This is a genomic window from Mesorhizobium sp. M4B.F.Ca.ET.214.01.1.1 (assembly GCF_004791545.1).
GTDB classification, from domain to species: Bacteria; Pseudomonadota; Alphaproteobacteria; order Rhizobiales; family Rhizobiaceae; genus Mesorhizobium; species Mesorhizobium abyssinicae.
Genome location: NZ_SRUX01000008.1, coordinates 117,139 through 133,840, shown reverse-complemented (window position 1 = coordinate 133,840; position 16,702 = coordinate 117,139). Strand labels below are relative to the sequence as shown.

The following is a 16,702-nucleotide window of genomic DNA, read 5'->3' as shown; positions in this document are numbered from 1 at the left end:
GGTCACGCTCCCAAAATGCCGTCAATGAAAGGCAGGCAGCCGGCGGTCAGCCCTGCATCCACCGGCATCACCACGCCTGTTACGCCCGATGCGCGATCGGAGGCAAGGAAGGCCACCGCCTCCGCCACTTCCAATGCGTTGACGATGCGGCCGAGCGGGTAGAGCCGCTTCAGCTTGGCGAGGATTTCGGGGTCTTTGGCCAGGCGATGATCCCAGGCGGCGGTGCGGATCGATCCCGGGCAGACGACATTGGCGCGCACGCCGCTGCGGCCGAGTTCGACGGCGACCGCCTTGGCGTAGGCGTTGATGCCTGCCTTGGCGGCGGCATAGGCGGGATTGCCGAAATGTGAAATCGCGTTGACGGAGGAGATGAAGACGACGCTGCCCGCGCCGCGCTTGGCCATAGCCTTGATGAGCGGGTCGGCGAAAGTCATCACGCCGGTCAGGTTGAGGTCGAGCTCACGCTCGATCCTGTCCGCCGTCAGCGCGCCAAGCGTTTCGGCGCGCGTCCAGCCGGCATTGTTGATGAGGATGTCGGGAACGCCGTCGCGATCGAGGATTTCGGCGATGGCTGTTTCGACCGACGCGCGGTCGAGCAGGTCGAAGACGTGGCGCGAGGCAAGATGCGGGCTGGCCAGCGCCTCGTTCGACTGGTCGCAGCCGACGACGCGGGCGCCGCGTTCGGCAAGCAGCGCCACGATCGCCGACCCAAGGCCGCCGCCAGCCCCTGTACCACGGCCGTCCTGCCCTCGAATTCGGCCTTTGAAACCACCGCGCTCGCTCCTCCGCCCACGTCAGACATACGGCAGAAGGCTACTGAACGATATGTAATTAAGCAACATGAAAAATTGCTTGCAGAAGGCAAAATGATGGATAATGTAGGAAAGTGACATAAATCCTGTGCCCCTTGGAGCGCAGGCGCAGATGCGCATCAAATGGGAGAGAGATCAGATGAGCCTTGCGAAATGGACTGTCGGCCTGATGGCCGGAATGAGCATGCTGGCCTTCGCGGCGCCGGCCGACGCTGGCGAGGTGCGCGTCACCGTTGCCGAATACAGCGCCAAGACCGGCCCCTATTTCCAGGACGTCAAGAAGGAATTCGAAGCGGCCAACCCGGGCATCACCGTCAAGTTCGAAGTGGTGCCGTGGGAGGTGCTCTTGCAGAAGCTGACCACCGACATCACCGCCGGCACCAATGCCGACCTGTCGATCATCGGCACGCGCTGGCTGATCGACTTCGTGCAGCAGGATGTCGCCGAGCCGCTCGACGGCTACATCACGCCCGACTTCAAGGACCGCTTCATCGACACGTTCCTGTCGCCGTCGATCATGGAGGGCAAGACCTACGGCCTGCCGATCGCCGCCTCGGCGCGCGCCATGTACTACAACAAGGAACTGTTCGAGAAGGCCGGCATCGCCAAGCCGCCGGCCACCTGGACCGAGCTGCAGGAAGATGCCCGCAAGATCAAGGCGCTGGGCTCCGGCACTTTCGGCTTCGGCCTGCAGGGCAAGGAGATCGAGACCGACGTCTACTATTATTACGCGATGTGGTCGCAGGGCACCGAGATCCTCAACAAGGACGGCACGTCGGGCCTCGGCACGCAGGGCGCGCTCGATGCCGCCAAGCTCTACAAGTCGATCATCGACGAGGGCCTGACCGAGCCCGGCGTCACCTCCAACAACCGCGAGGACGTGCAGAATCTGTTCAAGCAGGGCAAGGTCGGCATGATGATCACCGCGCCCTTCCTGTCCAACCAGATCAAGGAAGAAGCGCCGAACCTGAAATACGGCGTCGCCGCCATCCCGGCCGGGCCGACCGGCGCGCGCGGCACCTATGGCGTCACCGACTCCATCATCATGTTCAAGAACTCCAAGAACAAGGACGAGGCCTGGAAGCTGCTCGACTTCCTGTTCACCAAGGAGCAGCGCGCCAAGTTCACGCAAGGCGAAGGCTTCCTGCCGGTGAACAAGGAGGAGGCGAAGATGGACTATTACGTCAACAATGCCGACCTCGCCGCCTTCACCGCGCTGCTGCCCGACGCCCGCTTCGCGCCGGTCATCCCGGGCTGGGAGGAGATCGCCCAGATCACCTCCGACGCGATGCAGAAGATCTATCTCGGCAGCGCCGAGCCGGAGGCTGCCTTGAAGGAGGCGGCGGAGAAGGCCAATGGCGTGCTGAAGAAATAGGGCGTTCACTCCCGACGCCCGTGGCGCGCCCCACCCCCGTCGGAGCGCGCCACACCTTCCTCTCCCCCGATCGAAGGGCGATCTACCGCAGCCGCTGCGGAGGACCGGCAGGTGGGTGAGAGCAGCGTCGACGCTTGCAAGGAATCCTTGAAACGGCGCCCCGAGAAGAGCGAGGCGGGATTATGTCGATCTGTTAAGCCAGAAATCCAATCTCCACCGGCAAAGCGGTACAAACCAGCCGATGCAAAATCGTTTCCTGCCCTATCTGCTGACCTTGCCCAGCCTGTTTCTGGCGGCCGTCGTCATCTTCTGGCCGGTCTGGGACCTGATCCAGATCTCGACGCATGACGTCAGCCGCTTCGGCCAGTTGCGCGACTTCAGCGGCCTGACCAATTTCTCGGCGCTGTTTGCCGATCCCGATTTCATGGCCGCGCTCTGGCGCACCGGGCTGTGGACGGTGCTGGTGGTCGGCGGCGCGCTGTTGTTGTCGATCCCGGTGGCGATGATCCTCAACACCGATTTCTACGGCCGCGGCCTCGCCCGGGTCATCATCATGCTGCCCTGGGCGGTGTCGCTGACGATGACGGCGGTGGTCTGGCGCTGGGCGCTCAACGGCGAAAGCGGCATGCTGAATTCGGCGCTGATGGGGCTCGGCCTGATCAGCCAGAACATCCAGTGGCTGGCAAGCGCCGAGACCGCTTTCCCGATGCAGGTGCTGATCGGCATATTGGTGACGGTGCCGTTCACCACGACCATCTTCCTCGGCGGCCTGTCGTCGATCCCGGACGACCTCTACGAGGCGGCGGCGCTCGAGGGCGCCACGCCGCTGCAGCTGTTCCGCGAGATCACCTTTCCGCTCTTAAAACCGTTCATCAACATCGCCATCGTGCTCAACACCATCTACGTCTTCAACTCCTTCCCGATCATCTGGGTGATGACGCAGGGCGGGCCGGCGAACTCCACCGACATCCTGGTCACACACCTCTACAAGCTCGCTTTCCGCATCGGCAAACTGGGCGAGGCTTCCGCGGTGTCGCTGGTGATGTTCGCCATCCTGCTCGTCTTCACCATGATTTATGTGCGGCTCGCGATGCGGGAGCAGCGCACATGAGCAACGGCAAGCTGAAGCGCACGATCATCGCCTGGCTGCTGTTGTCGCCGCTGATCGTGGTGACGATCTTCCCGTTCGCGGTGATGCTGCTTACCGCGGTCAAGCCGCGGGCCGAAGTGCTGTCGCCGACCTGGTGGCCGAGCGAATTCCGCTGGTCGAATTTTGCCGACATGTGGGTGGCGACCGGCTTCGGCCAGGCGCTCGTCAACTCGCTCTATGTGTCGGTGATCGCCACCGTCGGCGCCATCCTAATCTCGGTGCCCGCGGCCTACGCCATGTCGCGCTTCCGCTTTGCCGGCTACGGCGCCTTCCGCCAGTTCCTTTTGATCTCGCAGATGATCTCGCCGATCGTGCTGGTGCTCGGGCTGTTCAGGCTAATGGCGGCCTGGGGGCTGGTCGAATCGACGACGGCGCTGGGCTTCATCTACATGGCCTTCAACGTCGCCTTCACCGTGTGGATGCTGCAGAGCTATTTCGACACCATCCCGCGCGACCTCGAGGAGGCCGCCTGGATGGAAAGCGCCGGCCGCTGGCTGACCTTGCGAAAAGTGTTCCTGCCGCTTTGCCTGCCGGCGATCGCGGTGACGGCGATCTTCACCTTCATCAACGCCTGGAACGAATTCGTCGTCGCGCTCACCATGCTGCGCAGCCAGGAAAGCTACACGCTGCCGATCCAGGTCTTTTCGCTGGTCGCCGGCCGCTACACGATCGAATGGCACCATGTCATGGCCGCCACGCTACTCGCCACCTTGCCGGTGGCGATCCTGTTCATCTGGCTGCAGCGCTACCTGGTCCGCGGCCTGGCGCTCGGGGCTGTCAAATAGCAATCCAGCAATTCCAGGAAAAGTGTGCAGTGGTTTTCCGTCCGGAATTGCGAAAAACAAAAGTTCATCACGGAGCTTTCATGCGTATCTTCACCGCTTCGCTGGCGACGGAAACCAACACCTTCTCGCCGGTGCCGACCGACCGGGCTTCGTTCGAGATGGCCTTCTATGCCGGACCGGGCAAGCATCCGGAAACGCCGACGCTGTGCTCCTCGCCGATCGTGGCGCTGCGCCGGCGCGCCGCTGAGGAAGGGCTGACCGTCATCGAAGGCACCGCCACCTGGGCCGAGCCCGGCGGTCTGGTCCAGCGGCAGACTTTTGAGGCGCTGCGTGACGAGATCCTCGACCAGCTCAAGGCGGCGCTGCCGGTCGATGCCGTCATCCTCGGGCTGCATGGCGCGATGGTGGCGCAGGGCTATGACGATTGCGAGGGCGATCTGCTCGAACGCGTGCGCGCCATCGTCGGGCCGAAGGGGGTGATCGCCTGCGAATTCGACCCGCACAGCCATCTGACGCCGAAGCGCGTGGCGGCGTCCGACATCATAGCCTATTTCCTCGAATTCCCGCACACCGACTTCTACGAGCGCGGCGAGCATGTCGTCGAGCTCGGTCTTGCCGCGGCGCGCGGCGAGATCAAGCCGGTCATCTCGACCTTCGACTGCCGCATGATCCAGGTGCTGCCGACCAGCCGCGAGCCGATGCGCTCCTTCGTCGACCGCATCAAGGCGCTGCACGGCAAGGACGGCGTGCTGTCGGTCTCGGTTATCCATGGCTTCATGGCCGCCGACGTGCCCGAGATGGGCACGCGCATCCTGGTCGTCACCGACAACGACAAGGAAAAGGGCGATGCGCTGGCGGAAAGCTTGGGGCGCGAGCTTTACGCCATGCGCGAAAAGACGGCGATGACGATGCTGAACACGGCCGACGGCATCGAGCGCGCGCTTGCCGTGCGCAAGGAGAATCCGGACAGGCCGGTGGTCATCGCCGACATCTGGGACAATCCCGGCGGCGGCGTTGCCGGCGACGGCACCGTCGTGCTGCGCGAGCTGCTCGTGCGCGGCATCAGCAATGTCGGCATGGCGACCATCTGGGATCCAATCGCGGTGACGTTCTGTCATGCGGCAGGCGAGGGCGCCGTCATCGATCTGCGCTTCGGCGGCAAGGCCGGGCCACTGGCAGGCGAGCCGATCGATGCGCGCGTCAAGGTGCTCAGGGCGGTCGGCGAAGGCTGGCAGAGTTTCGGGCCAAGCCGGGTGACGCTTGGGTCGGCCGCGGTGGTTCGCATCGAAGGCACCGAAGTCGATGTCATCCTCAACACCAACCGCACGCAGACCTTCGAACCGGACATTTTCTCCAACATCGGCATCGATCCGCTGTCGAAGGACATCCTGCTGATCAAATCGACCAACCATTTCTATGCCGGCTTCGCGCCGATCGCCGCCGAGATCATCTATGTCTCGGCGCCGAGTTCCTATCCGAGCAATCCGGCGGTGACGGATTACAGGAAGCTGACGCGGCCGGTTTGGCCGAGGGTGAAGGACCCGTGGCTCTAATCTCCCCCCTTGAGGGGGAGATGTCGCCAAAGGCGACAGAGGGGGTCCTCGCGCGTGAAGCGCTAGCCTCCATCTGCCGCAGGAGGTCGCGTCCAGTCGAACCGACCCCCTCTGGCCGCTTTGCGGCCATCTCCCACTCGAGGGGGGAGATTATCTGCGCTACACCAACCCGCGCTTCACCATCATCGCCTCCGGCGACGGCATTTTCCCGCGAAACGCGGTGTAGAGCTCTTCCGGATCCTTGGAGCCGCCGGCGGCGTAGATGTTTTGCTTGAGCCGCTCGGCCAGCGCCGGGTTGAAGGGATCGCCTGTCTCCTCGAAGGCGGCGAAGGCGTCGGCGTCGAGCACTTCCGACCACATGTAAGAGTAGTAGCCGGCCGAATAGCCGTCGCCGGCGAAGACATGGCCGAAATGCGGGGTGCGGTGGCGCATCGCGATGGTGTCGGGCATGTCCAGTCTGTCGAGCGTTTCGGTCTCGAAACGAAGCGGCTCGGATGGCGCGTCCGGGCGTGCGTGATAGGCCATGTCGATCAGCGCCGAGGCCGTGAACTCGACCGTGGCAAAGCCGGCGCCGAACGTGCGGGCGGCCAGCATCTTGTCGAGCAGGTCCTGCGGCATCGGCTTGCCGGTCTTCACATGCAGCGCGTGCTTTTCCAGCACCGCCGGCACCGTCAGCCAGTGCTCGTAGAGCTGCGAGGGCAGTTCGACGAAATCGCGGCTCACCGACGTGCCGGAAACCGAGGGCCAGGTGACCCCGGTCAGCATGCCGTGCAGCGCATGGCCGAATTCGTGGAACAGGGTCTTCGCCTCATCGACCGACAGCAGGGCGGCCTCGCCGGCCGGCGGCTTGGCGAAGTTCATGATGTTGTAGATGACAGGCTGCGAGCCGTGGCCGAGCGTGTAGCCGGATTTCAGCGCGCTCATCCAGGCGCCGGATCGTTTTGACGGCCGGGCGAAATAGTCAGCGAGGAACAGGCCGCGCTCGCTGCCGTCGGCATTCTTCACCACGAAAACACGCGCATCCGGATGCCAGGCGGCGATGCCCTTTCTCTCCTCGAAGCTGATGCCGAACAGCCGCGTCGCGACATCGAAACAGGCCTCGATGATGTGGTCGAGCTGCAGATAAGGCTTCAGCTCCGCCTCGTCGAAGGCGAATTTTTCGGCGCGCAGCTTCTCCTGGTAGAAGCGCCAGTCCCAGGCGGCGAATTTTTCGTTGCTGCCGGCCTCTGCCGCCAGCCGCTCCAATTCCTTCTGGTCGCTCGCCGCCTTCTCCAGCGCCTTCTCCCAGACCGGGTCGAGCAGCGCGTGCACCGCCTTCGGCGTCTTGGCCATCGTGTCGTCGAGCTTCAGCGCCGCGAAGGAGCCGTAGCCGAGCAATTTTGCCTTCTCGGCGCGCAGCTTCAGCATGTCGCGAACAACCGACGTGTTGTCGGAGGCGCCGCCGTTCTGGCCGCGCATGGTGAAGGCGCGGAAGGCTATCTCGCGCAGGTCGCGGCGCTCCGAGAAGGTCGAGAACGGCTCGTAGATCGAGCGCGACAGCGTCACGGCATAGCGACCCTTCTGGCCGCGCATCTCGGCGGCTTGCGCCATGGCGCTTTTCAGGAAATCCGGCAGGCCGGCAAGATCGGCTTCGTCGAGAAACAGGGCCCAGTCGCGTTCGTCGGCCAGCACGTTCTGGCCGAAGCTGGTGCCGAGCGAGGACAGCTCCTCGTTGATCCTGGCCAGTCGTTTCTTGCCGTCGGCGTCGAGCCTGGCGCCCGAGCGGACAAAACCCTTCCAGGTCTTTTCCAGCACGCGCAGCGTCTCGGCGTCCAGCTTCAGGCTTTCGCGGCGTTGGTAGAGATCGTCGATGCGCGCGAACAGCTTTTCGTTCATCGAGATCGCCGAGAAATGCCGCGACATTTTCGGCGAGATATCGCGCTCCAGCGCCTGGATGTCCTCATTGGTGTGGGCGCCGGCCCGGCACCAGAAGATCGATGAGACATGGTCGAGCGGCTCGCCGGCGAGTTCCAGTGCGGCCAGCGTGTTTTCGATGGTGGGCGTCTCGCTGTTGCCCGCGATCGCATCGATCTCGGCCTCATGCGCCTTCAGCGCCGCGTCGAAGACCGGGCCGAAATCGCCGTCGCCGATGCGCGCAAAATCCGGCAGGTCGAGCGGCCCTTGCCATTTGGTCAGCGGATGGGCGACGAGATCGACGGCTGATGACATGGAAGAACTTTCGATTGGTGGCAATGGGAGGCGAGACCGATGTAGGGTGCGGGCCTGTCGCGCGCAACCTTGCAACCGGATCGGGATTGGTCAGTAGGTTTCGCAGCTCTCGGCGATCGCAGCCTGCGAGCTGGCGGTGATGCGATTGCCGGCGACGGAGAAGGTCTCGCGCATCAGCATGTCATTGCTGGGGAAGTCGTAGCAGGCGATCACCGTGGTGACACCGGCTTCCGACTTCTCGATGCGATGACGGATCGTGGCGCCGGCGACAGCGCCCTGCCAATCGTCGATCGAGGCGATGAACTCCTGCTTGGTCTGCACGACGCCGAGGTCGTCGAGCTTGATCCGCACGTCGTCGGCGAGCAAATCCGACAGCTCCGTTCGATCGGCGACGAGCAGCGCCGAATACCAGCGATCGATCAGCGCGCCGTCATCGGCGCGGGCGGCGAGCGCCGAAAAGAGCAGCGCGGCGGCTATCGCGGGTCCCCGGAAAACGATCCGCATCGCCGGCCTCACCCCAGATCCGGCCGCTCGAAATCGCCGGTCTCCTTGTTCATCACCCAAAGCTCGCCGGTCGAGATGTCGAACCAGGCGCCATGCAGCGACAATCTGCCCTTGCCTTCGAGGATGGAAACGCAGGGGAAGGTCCGGAGGTTGGCGATCGAATAGCGGATCGAGATGCGCTCCAGGGCGGTCTGGCGCTCGGTCGCCGTCATGAAGGTGCTGGACGAGACGGTCTCGGCGGCTGGGGCGATCAGGCTCATCCACTTGCCGATGAAGTCGCCGGGCGAGAGCGGCGCCGAGTTGGGGTCGAGGGCGGCACGGATGCCGCCGCAGCGGCCATGGCCCATCACCACGATGTTCTTGACCTTAAGGCTTTGCACGGCGAATTCGAGCGCGGCCGAGGTCGAATGGAACTCGCCGTCCGGCGCATAGGGGGGCACCAGATTGCCGACATTGCGCAGCACGAACAGCTCGCCCGGTCCGGCGTCGAAGATCGCCTCCGGGGCGGAGCGGGAGTCGCAGCAGGCGACGATCATCGTCTCGGGCGCCTGGCCTTCGCGCGCCAGCGAGCGGTAGCGCCCACTTTCGGCGAGGTAGCGGCCGTTCATGAAATTGCGATAGCCGTTGAGGAGATGCTCAGGAAGATGGGGCATGGGCGGCTAAAGCCTTTCCGGGGGGCTGGAGGCAGCTGCACAGTTCAATCCGGAAGCCCTCTAACGGCAAAAGCCCGTCGCGAGCAATGCCGAATTGCGGATGGCTCCGTCGCAATCGCGATGCGGCGCGCATGGCCGGGTCATGCCCAGATGGCTACGGGAATGCCGAAACGGTCGGTCAGCGGCGGGTCCGGATGCGGTCTTGCCTCGCCGCTGGCGATGCGGCCAGCGATCAGCATCATCGCTGCCGCGTCGAGGAAATCGTCGGCGGCGGCACCTTTGGGCGCCGACTGGTCGAGGAAGCTCTTTTCATAGCCATGCCGGCATAGCAGCGCCTTGCGCTCCTCCATGCCGGCGGGGTTGATCGCGCCCTTGACCTTTTTCGGCAGCGCCATGGCTTTGCCGCCGTTCAGCCGGCAGAAGGCGACCTCGGGATGCGATTCGAAGACGCGGTCGCGCAGGTCCGGCCGCGCGATCAGCAGGGAATCGATCTCACGGATCTTGGAGAATATGCCGAAGGCCTGGATCGACACGCCACGCGGCGGATCCGAACGCACCTTGGCGACTTCGCTGGCGCGTCGATGCGCTTCATACCAGGCCTCGACCGTGGTGAAGTCATCGATCTCGGCATAGAGCGCTGCGCGCGAGGGGATCGAGAACACGCTGGATTGCCGACCGCCGAGAAGTGGCCGCACCAGCGCTTCCGGCCCGCGCCCGCCTTTTTGCGAAGAATCCGGCAGGCCGATCGGCATGTCGACGGCGATCGTGGCGCTGGCGGGCAATGCGGCAAGCAAAGCGGCAAAGCCTGGAAAGACGGAGACCGAAGGGGCGGCATCCGGATGACGATGGACGGCGATCCAGCCGGCCTTGCAGCCGTCGACGCCGACCAGCATGCGGCCGTCGGTGGTCACGCCCGCTTGTCCCGCCCCGGATGCAGGAGGTGGCGCAGCTGCACCATCGCCATCGGGTGCGACAGGCTCTGCGCATCGGTCTCGAGCTGCAGCTCGTCGCCACCGCGCTTGGCAGTGCGCGCCAGGATCTCGTAGACGGCGGCCGTGGTCGACTGCAGCGCCTTGATCGGCAACTGGCCGGAGAGGACGCGTGCCAGATAGACGGCCGCCGTCAGGTCGCCCAGCCCGTTCGGCGGCTTATCGATGATGCGATGCTCGGCAAGCAGCGCCTGCCTGGAATCGAGCAGCAGGTTGCCGGTGCCGCCGGCCATCATCGACGGCGCCGAGGTCACCAGCATGGTGGAGGGGCCGGCGTGAAGGGCGGCCGCCACCACCGATTTCAGGTCTGGGAGCGGCGCGCCGGCCATCCATTCCAGCTCGTAGCGGTTGGGCGTGGCGATGTCGGCGATCGGCATCAGCCGGTCGCGCAAGGCGATGGCCGTGGGTTCCGGCACGTAGAGCCCGCCGGAATCGCCCATCACCGGATCGCAGATATAGACGGCGTTGGGCGTCCTTTCCTTGACGGCGGCGACCAGCGAGGCGACAGCTTCGGCCTGGCCAGCCTCGCCGAGATAGCCGGACAGCACCGCGCCGACCTCGCCCAGCCAGGGCGCGCGCTCGAGATCGGCCATCAGCGCCTTGAACTGGTCGAGCGGCGGCACGATGCGGGTCGCCCGGCCGTGGCCCGGATGCCAGGGCAGGACGACGGTCGGCACCGCCCAGACCGGGAAGCCGAGCGTCTCCAGCGCGAAGACGGCGGCGCGGTTGCCGACCGAGCCGCGGGCGACATGGCTCGAGATGACGATGACCGCGCGCGGCGCGCCGGCTTTTTCAGCGTTCATGGATTTTCAGTCCTAACCGCCACGCGTGGCGAAATACACCAGCCAGGCGAGCAGGCCGATGGCGATGAGAAGCCCCAGCACCCGGCCGATGCGGGTGCCCCAATAGTCGATCGGATCCGAACGGTCGGCGTCCGCGGCGCTGACATGGTCGCGCGCGCCCTTGGCGGTCCGGGTGATGAACGAGGTGCCGCCCGGGCTGGTCTCCCGTTCCACGCGCTCGAGAATGCGGCGCGATTCGGTGTCGCTGTCCTGGCGCTTGGCCATGGCAATGTCCTGTTTTGCCGGGACCTTAGCCTGTTCGCCCGGCCATTCACAGGGCCTGGCTGCATGGCAGCGGGATGGCAGCGGAAGCTTTGCGGCCGAGGTCATTTTCTTGCGGGCGGATTGTGGTAATGCTTCGGGTGCAACTTCCGACGAGGGACCCAGATCATGTTTGCCCAGCGCCTCTCCTCCCCCTTCCGTCATCTGCCGGCCCTGCTGGTGATGGCCGTCGTGCTGCCGCTGCTCGCCGGCTGCGGCTACAACACCATCCCGACGGCGGAGGAGAACGCCAAGGCGGCCTGGAGCGAGGTGCTGAACCAGTACCAGCGTCGCGCCGACCTGATCCCCAACCTGGTGGAGACGGTGAAGGGTTACGCCGCGCATGAGAAGGATACGCTCGACGCGGTGGTCGAGGCGCGCGCCAAGGCGACGCAAATCACGGTGACGCCGGAAACGCTGAAGGATCCCGAAGCCCTCAAGAAGTTCCAGGATGCCCAGGCCGGGCTGACCAGCGCGCTGTCGCGGCTGATAGCGGTGTCGGAAGCCTATCCCGATCTCAAGGCCAACCAGAATTTCCTCGCCCTGCAGGCGCAGCTCGAAGGCACCGAGAACCGCATCGCGGTGGCGCGACGCGACTACATCCAGGCGGTCAAGGACTACAATCTGACGCTCAGGACCTTCCCGTCGGTGCTGTGGGCGACCTTCTGGTTCCGCAGCAACGAGCCCTTCGCCAACTTCACCGTCGACGAAGACAAGATGCAGCCGCCGAAGGTCGATTTCGGCACCAAGCAGGGCGGTTAAGTTTCGGCTGTCGTCGCAAGACAATTCCGCGAAAAGACGGACCGCAGGCGTGCAAACACCCCTCTCTGTCCTGCCGGACATCTCCCCCTCAAGGGGGGAGATCAGATGTCGTCTTAGCCTTCGCCAATCTCCAACACTGCAAGGGGAGAGCCGGCGTCAAAACTGCCAATCTCCCCCCTTGAGGGGGAGATGTCCGGTAGGACAGAGAGGGGGGCCTCGCGCCTACCTCACTCTTCTTGGCCTTCTTGCCAGCCTCCTCCTCCTCCCGCTCACCGCCTTCGCCGCCGATCTCATCGCTCTCACCGGCCGCGTCGTCGACAATGCCGGCATCATCGACGCCGCGACCAAGGCCGCGCTGACGCAAAAACTGGCCGATTTCGAGCAGAAGGGCTCCGACCAGATCGTCGTCGCGACCATTCCCAGCCTCGACGGCGAGGAGATCGAGCCTTACGCCAACCGGCTGTTCCGCTTCTGGAAGCTCGGCCAGGCGAAGGAGAACAATGGCGTGCTTCTGCTGGTGGCGCCGAACGACCGCAGGATGCGCATCGAGGTCGGCTATGGGCTGGAAGGCACGCTGACCGACCTGCACACCAAGCTGATCATCGAGAACGACATGGTGCCTGCCTTCCGCGCCGGCGATTTCTCGGGCGGCATCAGCAAGGCCGTCGACGACATGATCATGGTGCTGGAGGGCAATCCGGAAGAGCTGGAGGCGCGCGGCAAGCGCAACGAGCAGGCGCCGTTCAATCCCGACGATCTGTTCTTCTCGATCTTCATCGCCGTCTGGATCACCATCCTCGTTTTAAGCCTTGCCAGCTCCATCCTGCCGCCGATCTTCGGCCAGAGGATCGGCCCCGGCCGCTATCGCTGGCTCGGCATGACCTTCGAGCCCGGCAAGCGCTCGTCCGGCGGCGGCGGCTGGTCCTCGGGAAGTTCCAGCGGGTCCTCGAGCGGCGGCGGCTTTTCCGGCGGCGGCGGTTCGTCCGGCGGCGGCGGCTCCTCGGGAAGCTGGTGAGGCGATGAGCGGCCGCGCCCTGCCAGGATTCCCATGCCGCACCGCGGGCGCCTTGCTGGTCGCCGTGGCGTTTCTTTTCTCTCCTCTAGCTGCCCATGCCGCCGAACTGCCGGCGCTCACCGGCCGTGTCGTCGACAATGCCGGCCTGATCGATGCCGCGACCAAGGCCGCGCTGACGCAGAAGCTGGCCGATTTCGAGACAAAAGGCTCCGACCAGATCGTCGTCGCGACCATCCCCAGCCTCGGTGGCGAGGAGATCGAGCCCTACGCCAACCGGCTGTTCCGCTTCTGGAAGCTCGGTCAGGCCAAGGAAAACAACGGCGTGCTTCTCTTGGTGGCGAAGAACGACCGCAAGATGCGCATCGAGGTCGGCTACGGGCTCGAAGGCACGCTGACGGACCTGCACACCAAGCTGATCATCGAGAACGACATGGTGCCGGCCTTCCGCGCCGGCGATTTCTCCGGCGGCATCAGCAAAGCCGTCGACGACATGATCATGGTGCTGGCGGGCAATCCGGAGGAGCTCGAGGCGCGCGGCAAGCGCAATCCGGCCAATGACAGCCCGGCAGATCCCATCCTCATGCTGTTCATCATCCTGTGGGCGACGATATTTCTCGGTGGCCTGGCGATGGCGTTCCTGCCGCCGATCTTCGGCACGCAACTGTCGCCGGGCGTGTATCGATGGCTGGGCATGACCTTTCGCTATGGTCGCGGCGCGCGGACTTCAAGCCGTGGCTGGACGACCAGCGGCGGCAGCGGCTGGTCGACGGGCAGTTCCGACAGCGGCTGGTCGTCCGGGAGTTCAGGCGGGAGCTGGTCGTCCGGTTCGAGCGGCGGATTCTCGGGCGGCGGCGGCTCGTCCGGCGGCGGCGGGTCTTCAGGGAGCTGGTGAGAAAGATGGCAACACGACCGATCAGCCCGCAGGATCATGAGCGCATCGCCGGGGCGATCCGCGCCGCCGAGACGAGGACCGACGGCGAGATCTACTGCGTGGTGGCGCATGCCAGCGACGGCTATTTCTTTCCCGCCGCCTTCATGGTGACGCTCGGCACGCTCATCGTCAGCCTTGCCGTCGCCTATGGGCTGGAGGCCTGGTGGCTGTCGATCCGCCTGCCGCATTTCGTTTTCGCCGAGCTGCTGGCGCTGGCCTCGGCGCTGCTGCTTTTGTGGGCGCTGCCGGGATTGCGCATCCATTTCGTGCCGCACCACCTGCGCTACCAGGCGGCGCACCTCAACGCGGTCAAGCAGTTCCTTGCCCGCAACGTCCATCGCACCGCGGCGCGTACCGGCGTGCTGATCTTCGTCTCGATCGCCGAGCGTTACGCCGAGGTGGTTGCCGATGCCGGCATCAACAGCAAGGTCGGCCAGAATGTCTGGGACGGCGTGGTCCGCGACCTTACCGCGCACGCCGGCGACGACCGGCTCGCCGACGGCTTCATCAAGGCCGTCGAATCGGTGGGCGCGGTACTGGCCGAACATTTCCCTGTCACGGCGGGCGATGCCAACGAGCTCGACGATCATCTCGTCGAGATCTGAGAGCCTGCCTGTAAACGCTACTCTGCCGGACGCCTGAAGCGGTTTTCTGCGCTTCCGATGCTCACGGACCAGAAAGTCCGCTTCGCTTCGGTTCTCGAAAACCACGCCATCCGCCTCGGCAGAGCGCGTTTCCAGCCAGGCTCTGCCCTCCTCGTCGGCGTATCATCCGCCTGTGCGAAAGGATGGGAGTGGCTGGCCGGACTCTTTGCAATCGGGCGATGCGGGTTTATGGTTAAGCAATCATGAACACGCTGATCATCGATATCAGGAAAGCCGAGCCGCGCGATGCCGGCGCGATCGCCGACGTGCACCAGGAGGCCTGGCGCGGCGCCTATTCAGGCATTATCCCGCATCGCACGCTGACCTCGATGATCAACCGCCGCGGCCCCGACTGGTGGGCGAATGCGATTCGCCGTGCCGCCACCGTGCTGGTGGTCGAGATCGGCGGCACGATCGCCGGCTACGCCACGATCGGCAAGAACCGCGCCCGCGAGCTCAGGCAGCAGGGCGAAATCTATGAGCTTTACCTGCGCCCGGAATACCAGGGGATCGGGCTCGGCAGCCGGCTGTTCAGGGCGGCGCGCGCGCGGCTCGCCGATCACGGGCTGAAAGGTATGGTCGTGTGGGCGCTCGAGGACAACCAGAACGCGCTTGCCTTCTATGCCGGCGCCGGCGGCCGCGACATCGCTGAAGGCGTCGAGATCTTCGAGCAAAAGGCGCTGAAGAAGGTCGCCTTCGTCTGGGAATGAATGCCGCGTTCCGGCGTCGTTATTGTCCCCGCACGATTCGCCGCATTGCACCATGACGCTTCCGCCGCTATCGGTCTGACAAATCGAGAGAGGGATTTGAGCCATGCGCATCGAAGCGATTGCCACCGGGAAGAACCCGCCGGAAGACGTCAACGTCATCATCGAGGTGCCGATCGGCGGCGAGCCGATCAAATACGAGATGGACAAGGAGGCCGGCACGCTGTTCGTCGACCGCTTCCTGCACACCTCCATGCGCTATCCCGGCAATTACGGCTTCGTGCCGCACACGCTGTCGGGCGACGGCGATCCGATCGACGTGCTGGTCTGCAACACGCGCGCTCTGGTGCCGGGCTGCGTCATCAACGTGCGGCCGATCGGCGTGCTGATCATGGAAGACAATGCCGGCCAGGACGAGAAGGTGATCGCGGTGCCGTCGCCCAAGCTGACGCTGCGCTACGAGAACGTCACCGAATACACGCACCTGCCCGAGATCACGCGTGATCAGGTGCAGCACTTCTTCGAGCACTACAAGGATCTCGAGCCCGGCAAGTGGGTCAAGATCGAGGGCTGGCACGATTCCAAATACGCCAAGAAGATGATCGTCGACGCGATCGAACGGGCGAAGGCGGCGAAGTAGGATATGCTGGGGATGTGCGCAAACCGCTAAGCGTCGGCGCCGCCCCTCATCCGCCTGCCGGCACCTTCTCCCCGTATAGTGACGGGGAGAAGGGAGATTGCCGCAGCCTCGACGTTCGTTTGGCGGCGTTGTCGATTGGCGAAATCATCGATCAGAGCACCTTTCTCCCGGTCACTATACGGGGAGAAATGCCCGGCAGGGCAATGGGCGGCAGCGCCTATCTGCGATGGAACGGCCCTCCTCATGCGGTCGTCCCCGAGACGTAATAAGTCAGTTATCCACGCGGCCAAAGTCAGGCGGGTTGCCGATCAGCACGCGCTTGTCCTTGCCGCAGGCGAAGCCTTTCGCCTTCTCGTCGGCGAGCTTGCGCGCCTGGTCGTTGGCCTGCGGATTGCCGGTGGCCAGCACCAGGCCGATCGTGCAGCCCTGCTGGGTGTCCGGCTGGGCGACCTTGGCGACGACCAGGACCTGGATCGGCTTGTCCTCGCCGTCGGGCTTGCTGACCTCGCGGCGGTGGATGACGGCGAATGGAATGGCGACGTCGCCATTGGTCTCGATGCGCCATTCGACCTTGAGCCCGGCCGTGTTGAGACCGGAGAAGCTTTCCCAGACCGAGGTCATGTCGCTCGACGGGAACCCATAGAACAGCGATTCGCGGGCGTCGTCGTAGCCGATCAGCACCGGATAGCCGCGATAGCCTGAGCAGGCGAGGCTCGCCCAATCGCCCTCGCCCTCGGCAGCCTGCGCATAGGTCACGCAGTCCTTCTCCCAGTCGAGATCGGTGTAGGCGCTGGATATGTCGCCGGCATGGGCCCCCTGGCAGAGACCGGCAAGGACAAGCGGGATCAGAACAGCGCGCATGGCGGACAAC

The 16,702-nt window shown here is 64.8% G+C and carries 18 protein-coding genes; 10 read left to right on the top strand and 8 right to left on the bottom strand.

Annotated features, from left to right (window positions below; translation table 11 throughout):
- Positions 1-2 precede the first annotated feature (2 nt).
- Positions 3-755 (bottom strand): SDR family oxidoreductase, encoded by a 753-nt coding sequence (locus EN857_RS17380; RefSeq protein ID WP_189521658.1) that lies wholly within the window; start codon positions 753-755, stop codon positions 3-5.
- 196 nt (positions 756-951) lie between these two features.
- Between EN857_RS17380 and EN857_RS17375 the strand changes: the two genes are divergently transcribed.
- From EN857_RS17375 to EN857_RS17360, 4 genes are all read left to right on the top strand, one after another.
- Complete coding sequence (locus EN857_RS17375) at positions 952-2,187, top strand: sugar ABC transporter substrate-binding protein (RefSeq protein WP_135858927.1); 1,236 nt, start codon at positions 952-954, stop codon at positions 2,185-2,187.
- A 241-nt stretch (positions 2,188-2,428) separates the two neighbouring features.
- Positions 2,429-3,298 (top strand): sugar ABC transporter permease, encoded by an 870-nt coding sequence (locus EN857_RS17370; protein ID WP_128346042.1) that lies wholly within the window; start codon positions 2,429-2,431, stop codon positions 3,296-3,298.
- Positions 3,295-4,122 carry a carbohydrate ABC transporter permease gene (locus EN857_RS17365; RefSeq protein ID WP_127392376.1) on the top strand — a complete coding sequence of 276 codons (828 nt, stop codon included), beginning with the start codon at positions 3,295-3,297 and terminating at the stop codon, positions 4,120-4,122. The genes EN857_RS17370 and EN857_RS17365 overlap by 4 nt, the downstream gene beginning before the upstream one ends.
- An 80-nt stretch (positions 4,123-4,202) precedes the next feature.
- Entirely contained in the window at positions 4,203-5,675 is a 1,473-nt protein-coding gene (locus tag EN857_RS17360; protein WP_127392375.1) for a M81 family metallopeptidase, read from the top strand.
- A 159-nt stretch (positions 5,676-5,834) separates the two neighbouring features.
- Here EN857_RS17360 and EN857_RS17355 read toward each other — a convergent pair whose 3' ends face one another.
- From EN857_RS17355 to EN857_RS17330, 6 genes are all read right to left on the bottom strand, one after another.
- A complete protein-coding gene (locus EN857_RS17355) occupies positions 5,835-7,883 on the bottom strand; it encodes a M3 family metallopeptidase (protein WP_127392374.1) in 2,049 nt (682 codons plus the stop codon).
- 90 nt (positions 7,884-7,973) lie between these two features.
- Complete coding sequence (locus EN857_RS17350; RefSeq protein ID WP_128346043.1) at positions 7,974-8,387, bottom strand: nuclear transport factor 2 family protein; 414 nt, start codon at positions 8,385-8,387, stop codon at positions 7,974-7,976.
- An 8-nt stretch (positions 8,388-8,395) separates the two neighbouring features.
- Complete coding sequence (locus EN857_RS17345; protein WP_127394002.1) at positions 8,396-9,040, bottom strand: carbonic anhydrase; 645 nt, start codon at positions 9,038-9,040, stop codon at positions 8,396-8,398.
- 140 nt (positions 9,041-9,180) lie between these two features.
- Entirely contained in the window at positions 9,181-9,951 is a 771-nt protein-coding gene (locus EN857_RS17340; protein WP_127394003.1) for a DUF429 domain-containing protein, read from the bottom strand.
- On the bottom strand, positions 9,948-10,832 hold the full coding sequence (gene pdxY / locus EN857_RS17335; protein WP_127394004.1) for a pyridoxal kinase PdxY: 885 nt from the start codon (positions 10,830-10,832) through the stop codon (positions 9,948-9,950). The genes EN857_RS17340 and pdxY overlap by 4 nt, the downstream gene beginning before the upstream one ends.
- Before the next feature lie 12 nt (positions 10,833-10,844).
- A complete protein-coding gene (locus EN857_RS17330; RefSeq protein WP_127394005.1) occupies positions 10,845-11,096 on the bottom strand; it encodes a hypothetical protein in 252 nt (83 codons plus the stop codon).
- Between the two features lie 165 nt (positions 11,097-11,261).
- On the opposite strand from EN857_RS17330, the gene EN857_RS17325 reads away from it, so the two are divergent.
- The 6 genes from EN857_RS17325 (at position 11,262) to ppa (ending at position 15,831) form a co-directional block, all read left to right on the top strand.
- On the top strand, positions 11,262-11,894 hold the full coding sequence (locus tag EN857_RS17325) for a LemA family protein (protein WP_127286603.1): 633 nt from the start codon (positions 11,262-11,264) through the stop codon (positions 11,892-11,894).
- Positions 11,895-12,072: 178 nt separating this feature from the next.
- Positions 12,073-12,909: a YgcG family protein gene (locus EN857_RS17320; protein WP_127392092.1), complete on the top strand. Its 837-nt coding sequence runs from the start codon at positions 12,073-12,075 to the stop codon at positions 12,907-12,909.
- 4 nt (positions 12,910-12,913) lie between these two features.
- A complete protein-coding gene (locus EN857_RS17315; RefSeq protein WP_127392093.1) occupies positions 12,914-13,801 on the top strand; it encodes a YgcG family protein in 888 nt (295 codons plus the stop codon).
- Between the two features lie 5 nt (positions 13,802-13,806).
- Entirely contained in the window at positions 13,807-14,445 is a 639-nt protein-coding gene (locus tag EN857_RS17310) for a TPM domain-containing protein (RefSeq protein WP_127286600.1), read from the top strand.
- A gap of 242 nt (positions 14,446-14,687) precedes the next feature.
- Positions 14,688-15,194 carry a GNAT family N-acetyltransferase gene (locus EN857_RS17300; protein ID WP_127286598.1) on the top strand — a complete coding sequence of 169 codons (507 nt, stop codon included), beginning with the start codon at positions 14,688-14,690 and terminating at the stop codon, positions 15,192-15,194.
- A 103-nt stretch (positions 15,195-15,297) separates the two neighbouring features.
- Positions 15,298-15,831 carry an inorganic diphosphatase gene (ppa, locus tag EN857_RS17295; RefSeq protein WP_127286597.1) on the top strand — a complete coding sequence of 178 codons (534 nt, stop codon included), beginning with the start codon at positions 15,298-15,300 and terminating at the stop codon, positions 15,829-15,831.
- 270 nt (positions 15,832-16,101) lie between these two features.
- Here ppa and EN857_RS17285 read toward each other — a convergent pair whose 3' ends face one another.
- Positions 16,102-16,692 carry a hypothetical protein gene (locus tag EN857_RS17285; protein ID WP_127309619.1) on the bottom strand — a complete coding sequence of 197 codons (591 nt, stop codon included), beginning with the start codon at positions 16,690-16,692 and terminating at the stop codon, positions 16,102-16,104.
- Between the last annotated feature and the right edge of the window lie 10 nt (positions 16,693-16,702).

Bases quoted from the DNA above. Each gene is read 5' to 3' on its own strand.
- EN857_RS17375 (WP_135858927.1), top strand. From the start codon at position 952: ATGAGCCTTGCGAAATGGACTGTCGGCCTGATGGCCGGAATGAGCATG.
- EN857_RS17370 (WP_128346042.1), top strand. From the start codon at position 2,429: ATGCAAAATCGTTTCCTGCCCTATCTGCTGACCTTGCCCAGCCTGTTT.
- EN857_RS17365 (WP_127392376.1), top strand. From the start codon at position 3,295: ATGAGCAACGGCAAGCTGAAGCGCACGATCATCGCCTGGCTGCTGTTG.
- EN857_RS17360 (WP_127392375.1), top strand. From the start codon at position 4,203: ATGCGTATCTTCACCGCTTCGCTGGCGACGGAAACCAACACCTTCTCG.
- EN857_RS17355 (WP_127392374.1), bottom strand. From the start codon at position 7,883: ATGTCATCAGCCGTCGATCTCGTCGCCCATCCGCTGACCAAATGGCAA.
- EN857_RS17350 (WP_128346043.1), bottom strand. From the start codon at position 8,387: ATGCGGATCGTTTTCCGGGGACCCGCGATAGCCGCCGCGCTGCTCTTT.
- EN857_RS17345 (WP_127394002.1), bottom strand. From the start codon at position 9,040: ATGCCCCATCTTCCTGAGCATCTCCTCAACGGCTATCGCAATTTCATG.
- pdxY (WP_127394004.1), bottom strand. From the start codon at position 10,832: ATGAACGCTGAAAAAGCCGGCGCGCCGCGCGCGGTCATCGTCATCTCG.
- EN857_RS17330 (WP_127394005.1), bottom strand. From the start codon at position 11,096: ATGGCCAAGCGCCAGGACAGCGACACCGAATCGCGCCGCATTCTCGAG.
- EN857_RS17325 (WP_127286603.1), top strand. From the start codon at position 11,262: ATGTTTGCCCAGCGCCTCTCCTCCCCCTTCCGTCATCTGCCGGCCCTG.
- EN857_RS17315 (WP_127392093.1), top strand. From the start codon at position 12,914: ATGAGCGGCCGCGCCCTGCCAGGATTCCCATGCCGCACCGCGGGCGCC.
- EN857_RS17310 (WP_127286600.1), top strand. From the start codon at position 13,807: ATGGCAACACGACCGATCAGCCCGCAGGATCATGAGCGCATCGCCGGG.
- EN857_RS17300 (WP_127286598.1), top strand. From the start codon at position 14,688: ATGAACACGCTGATCATCGATATCAGGAAAGCCGAGCCGCGCGATGCC.
- ppa (WP_127286597.1), top strand. From the start codon at position 15,298: ATGCGCATCGAAGCGATTGCCACCGGGAAGAACCCGCCGGAAGACGTC.
- EN857_RS17285 (WP_127309619.1), bottom strand. From the start codon at position 16,692: ATGCGCGCTGTTCTGATCCCGCTTGTCCTTGCCGGTCTCTGCCAGGGG.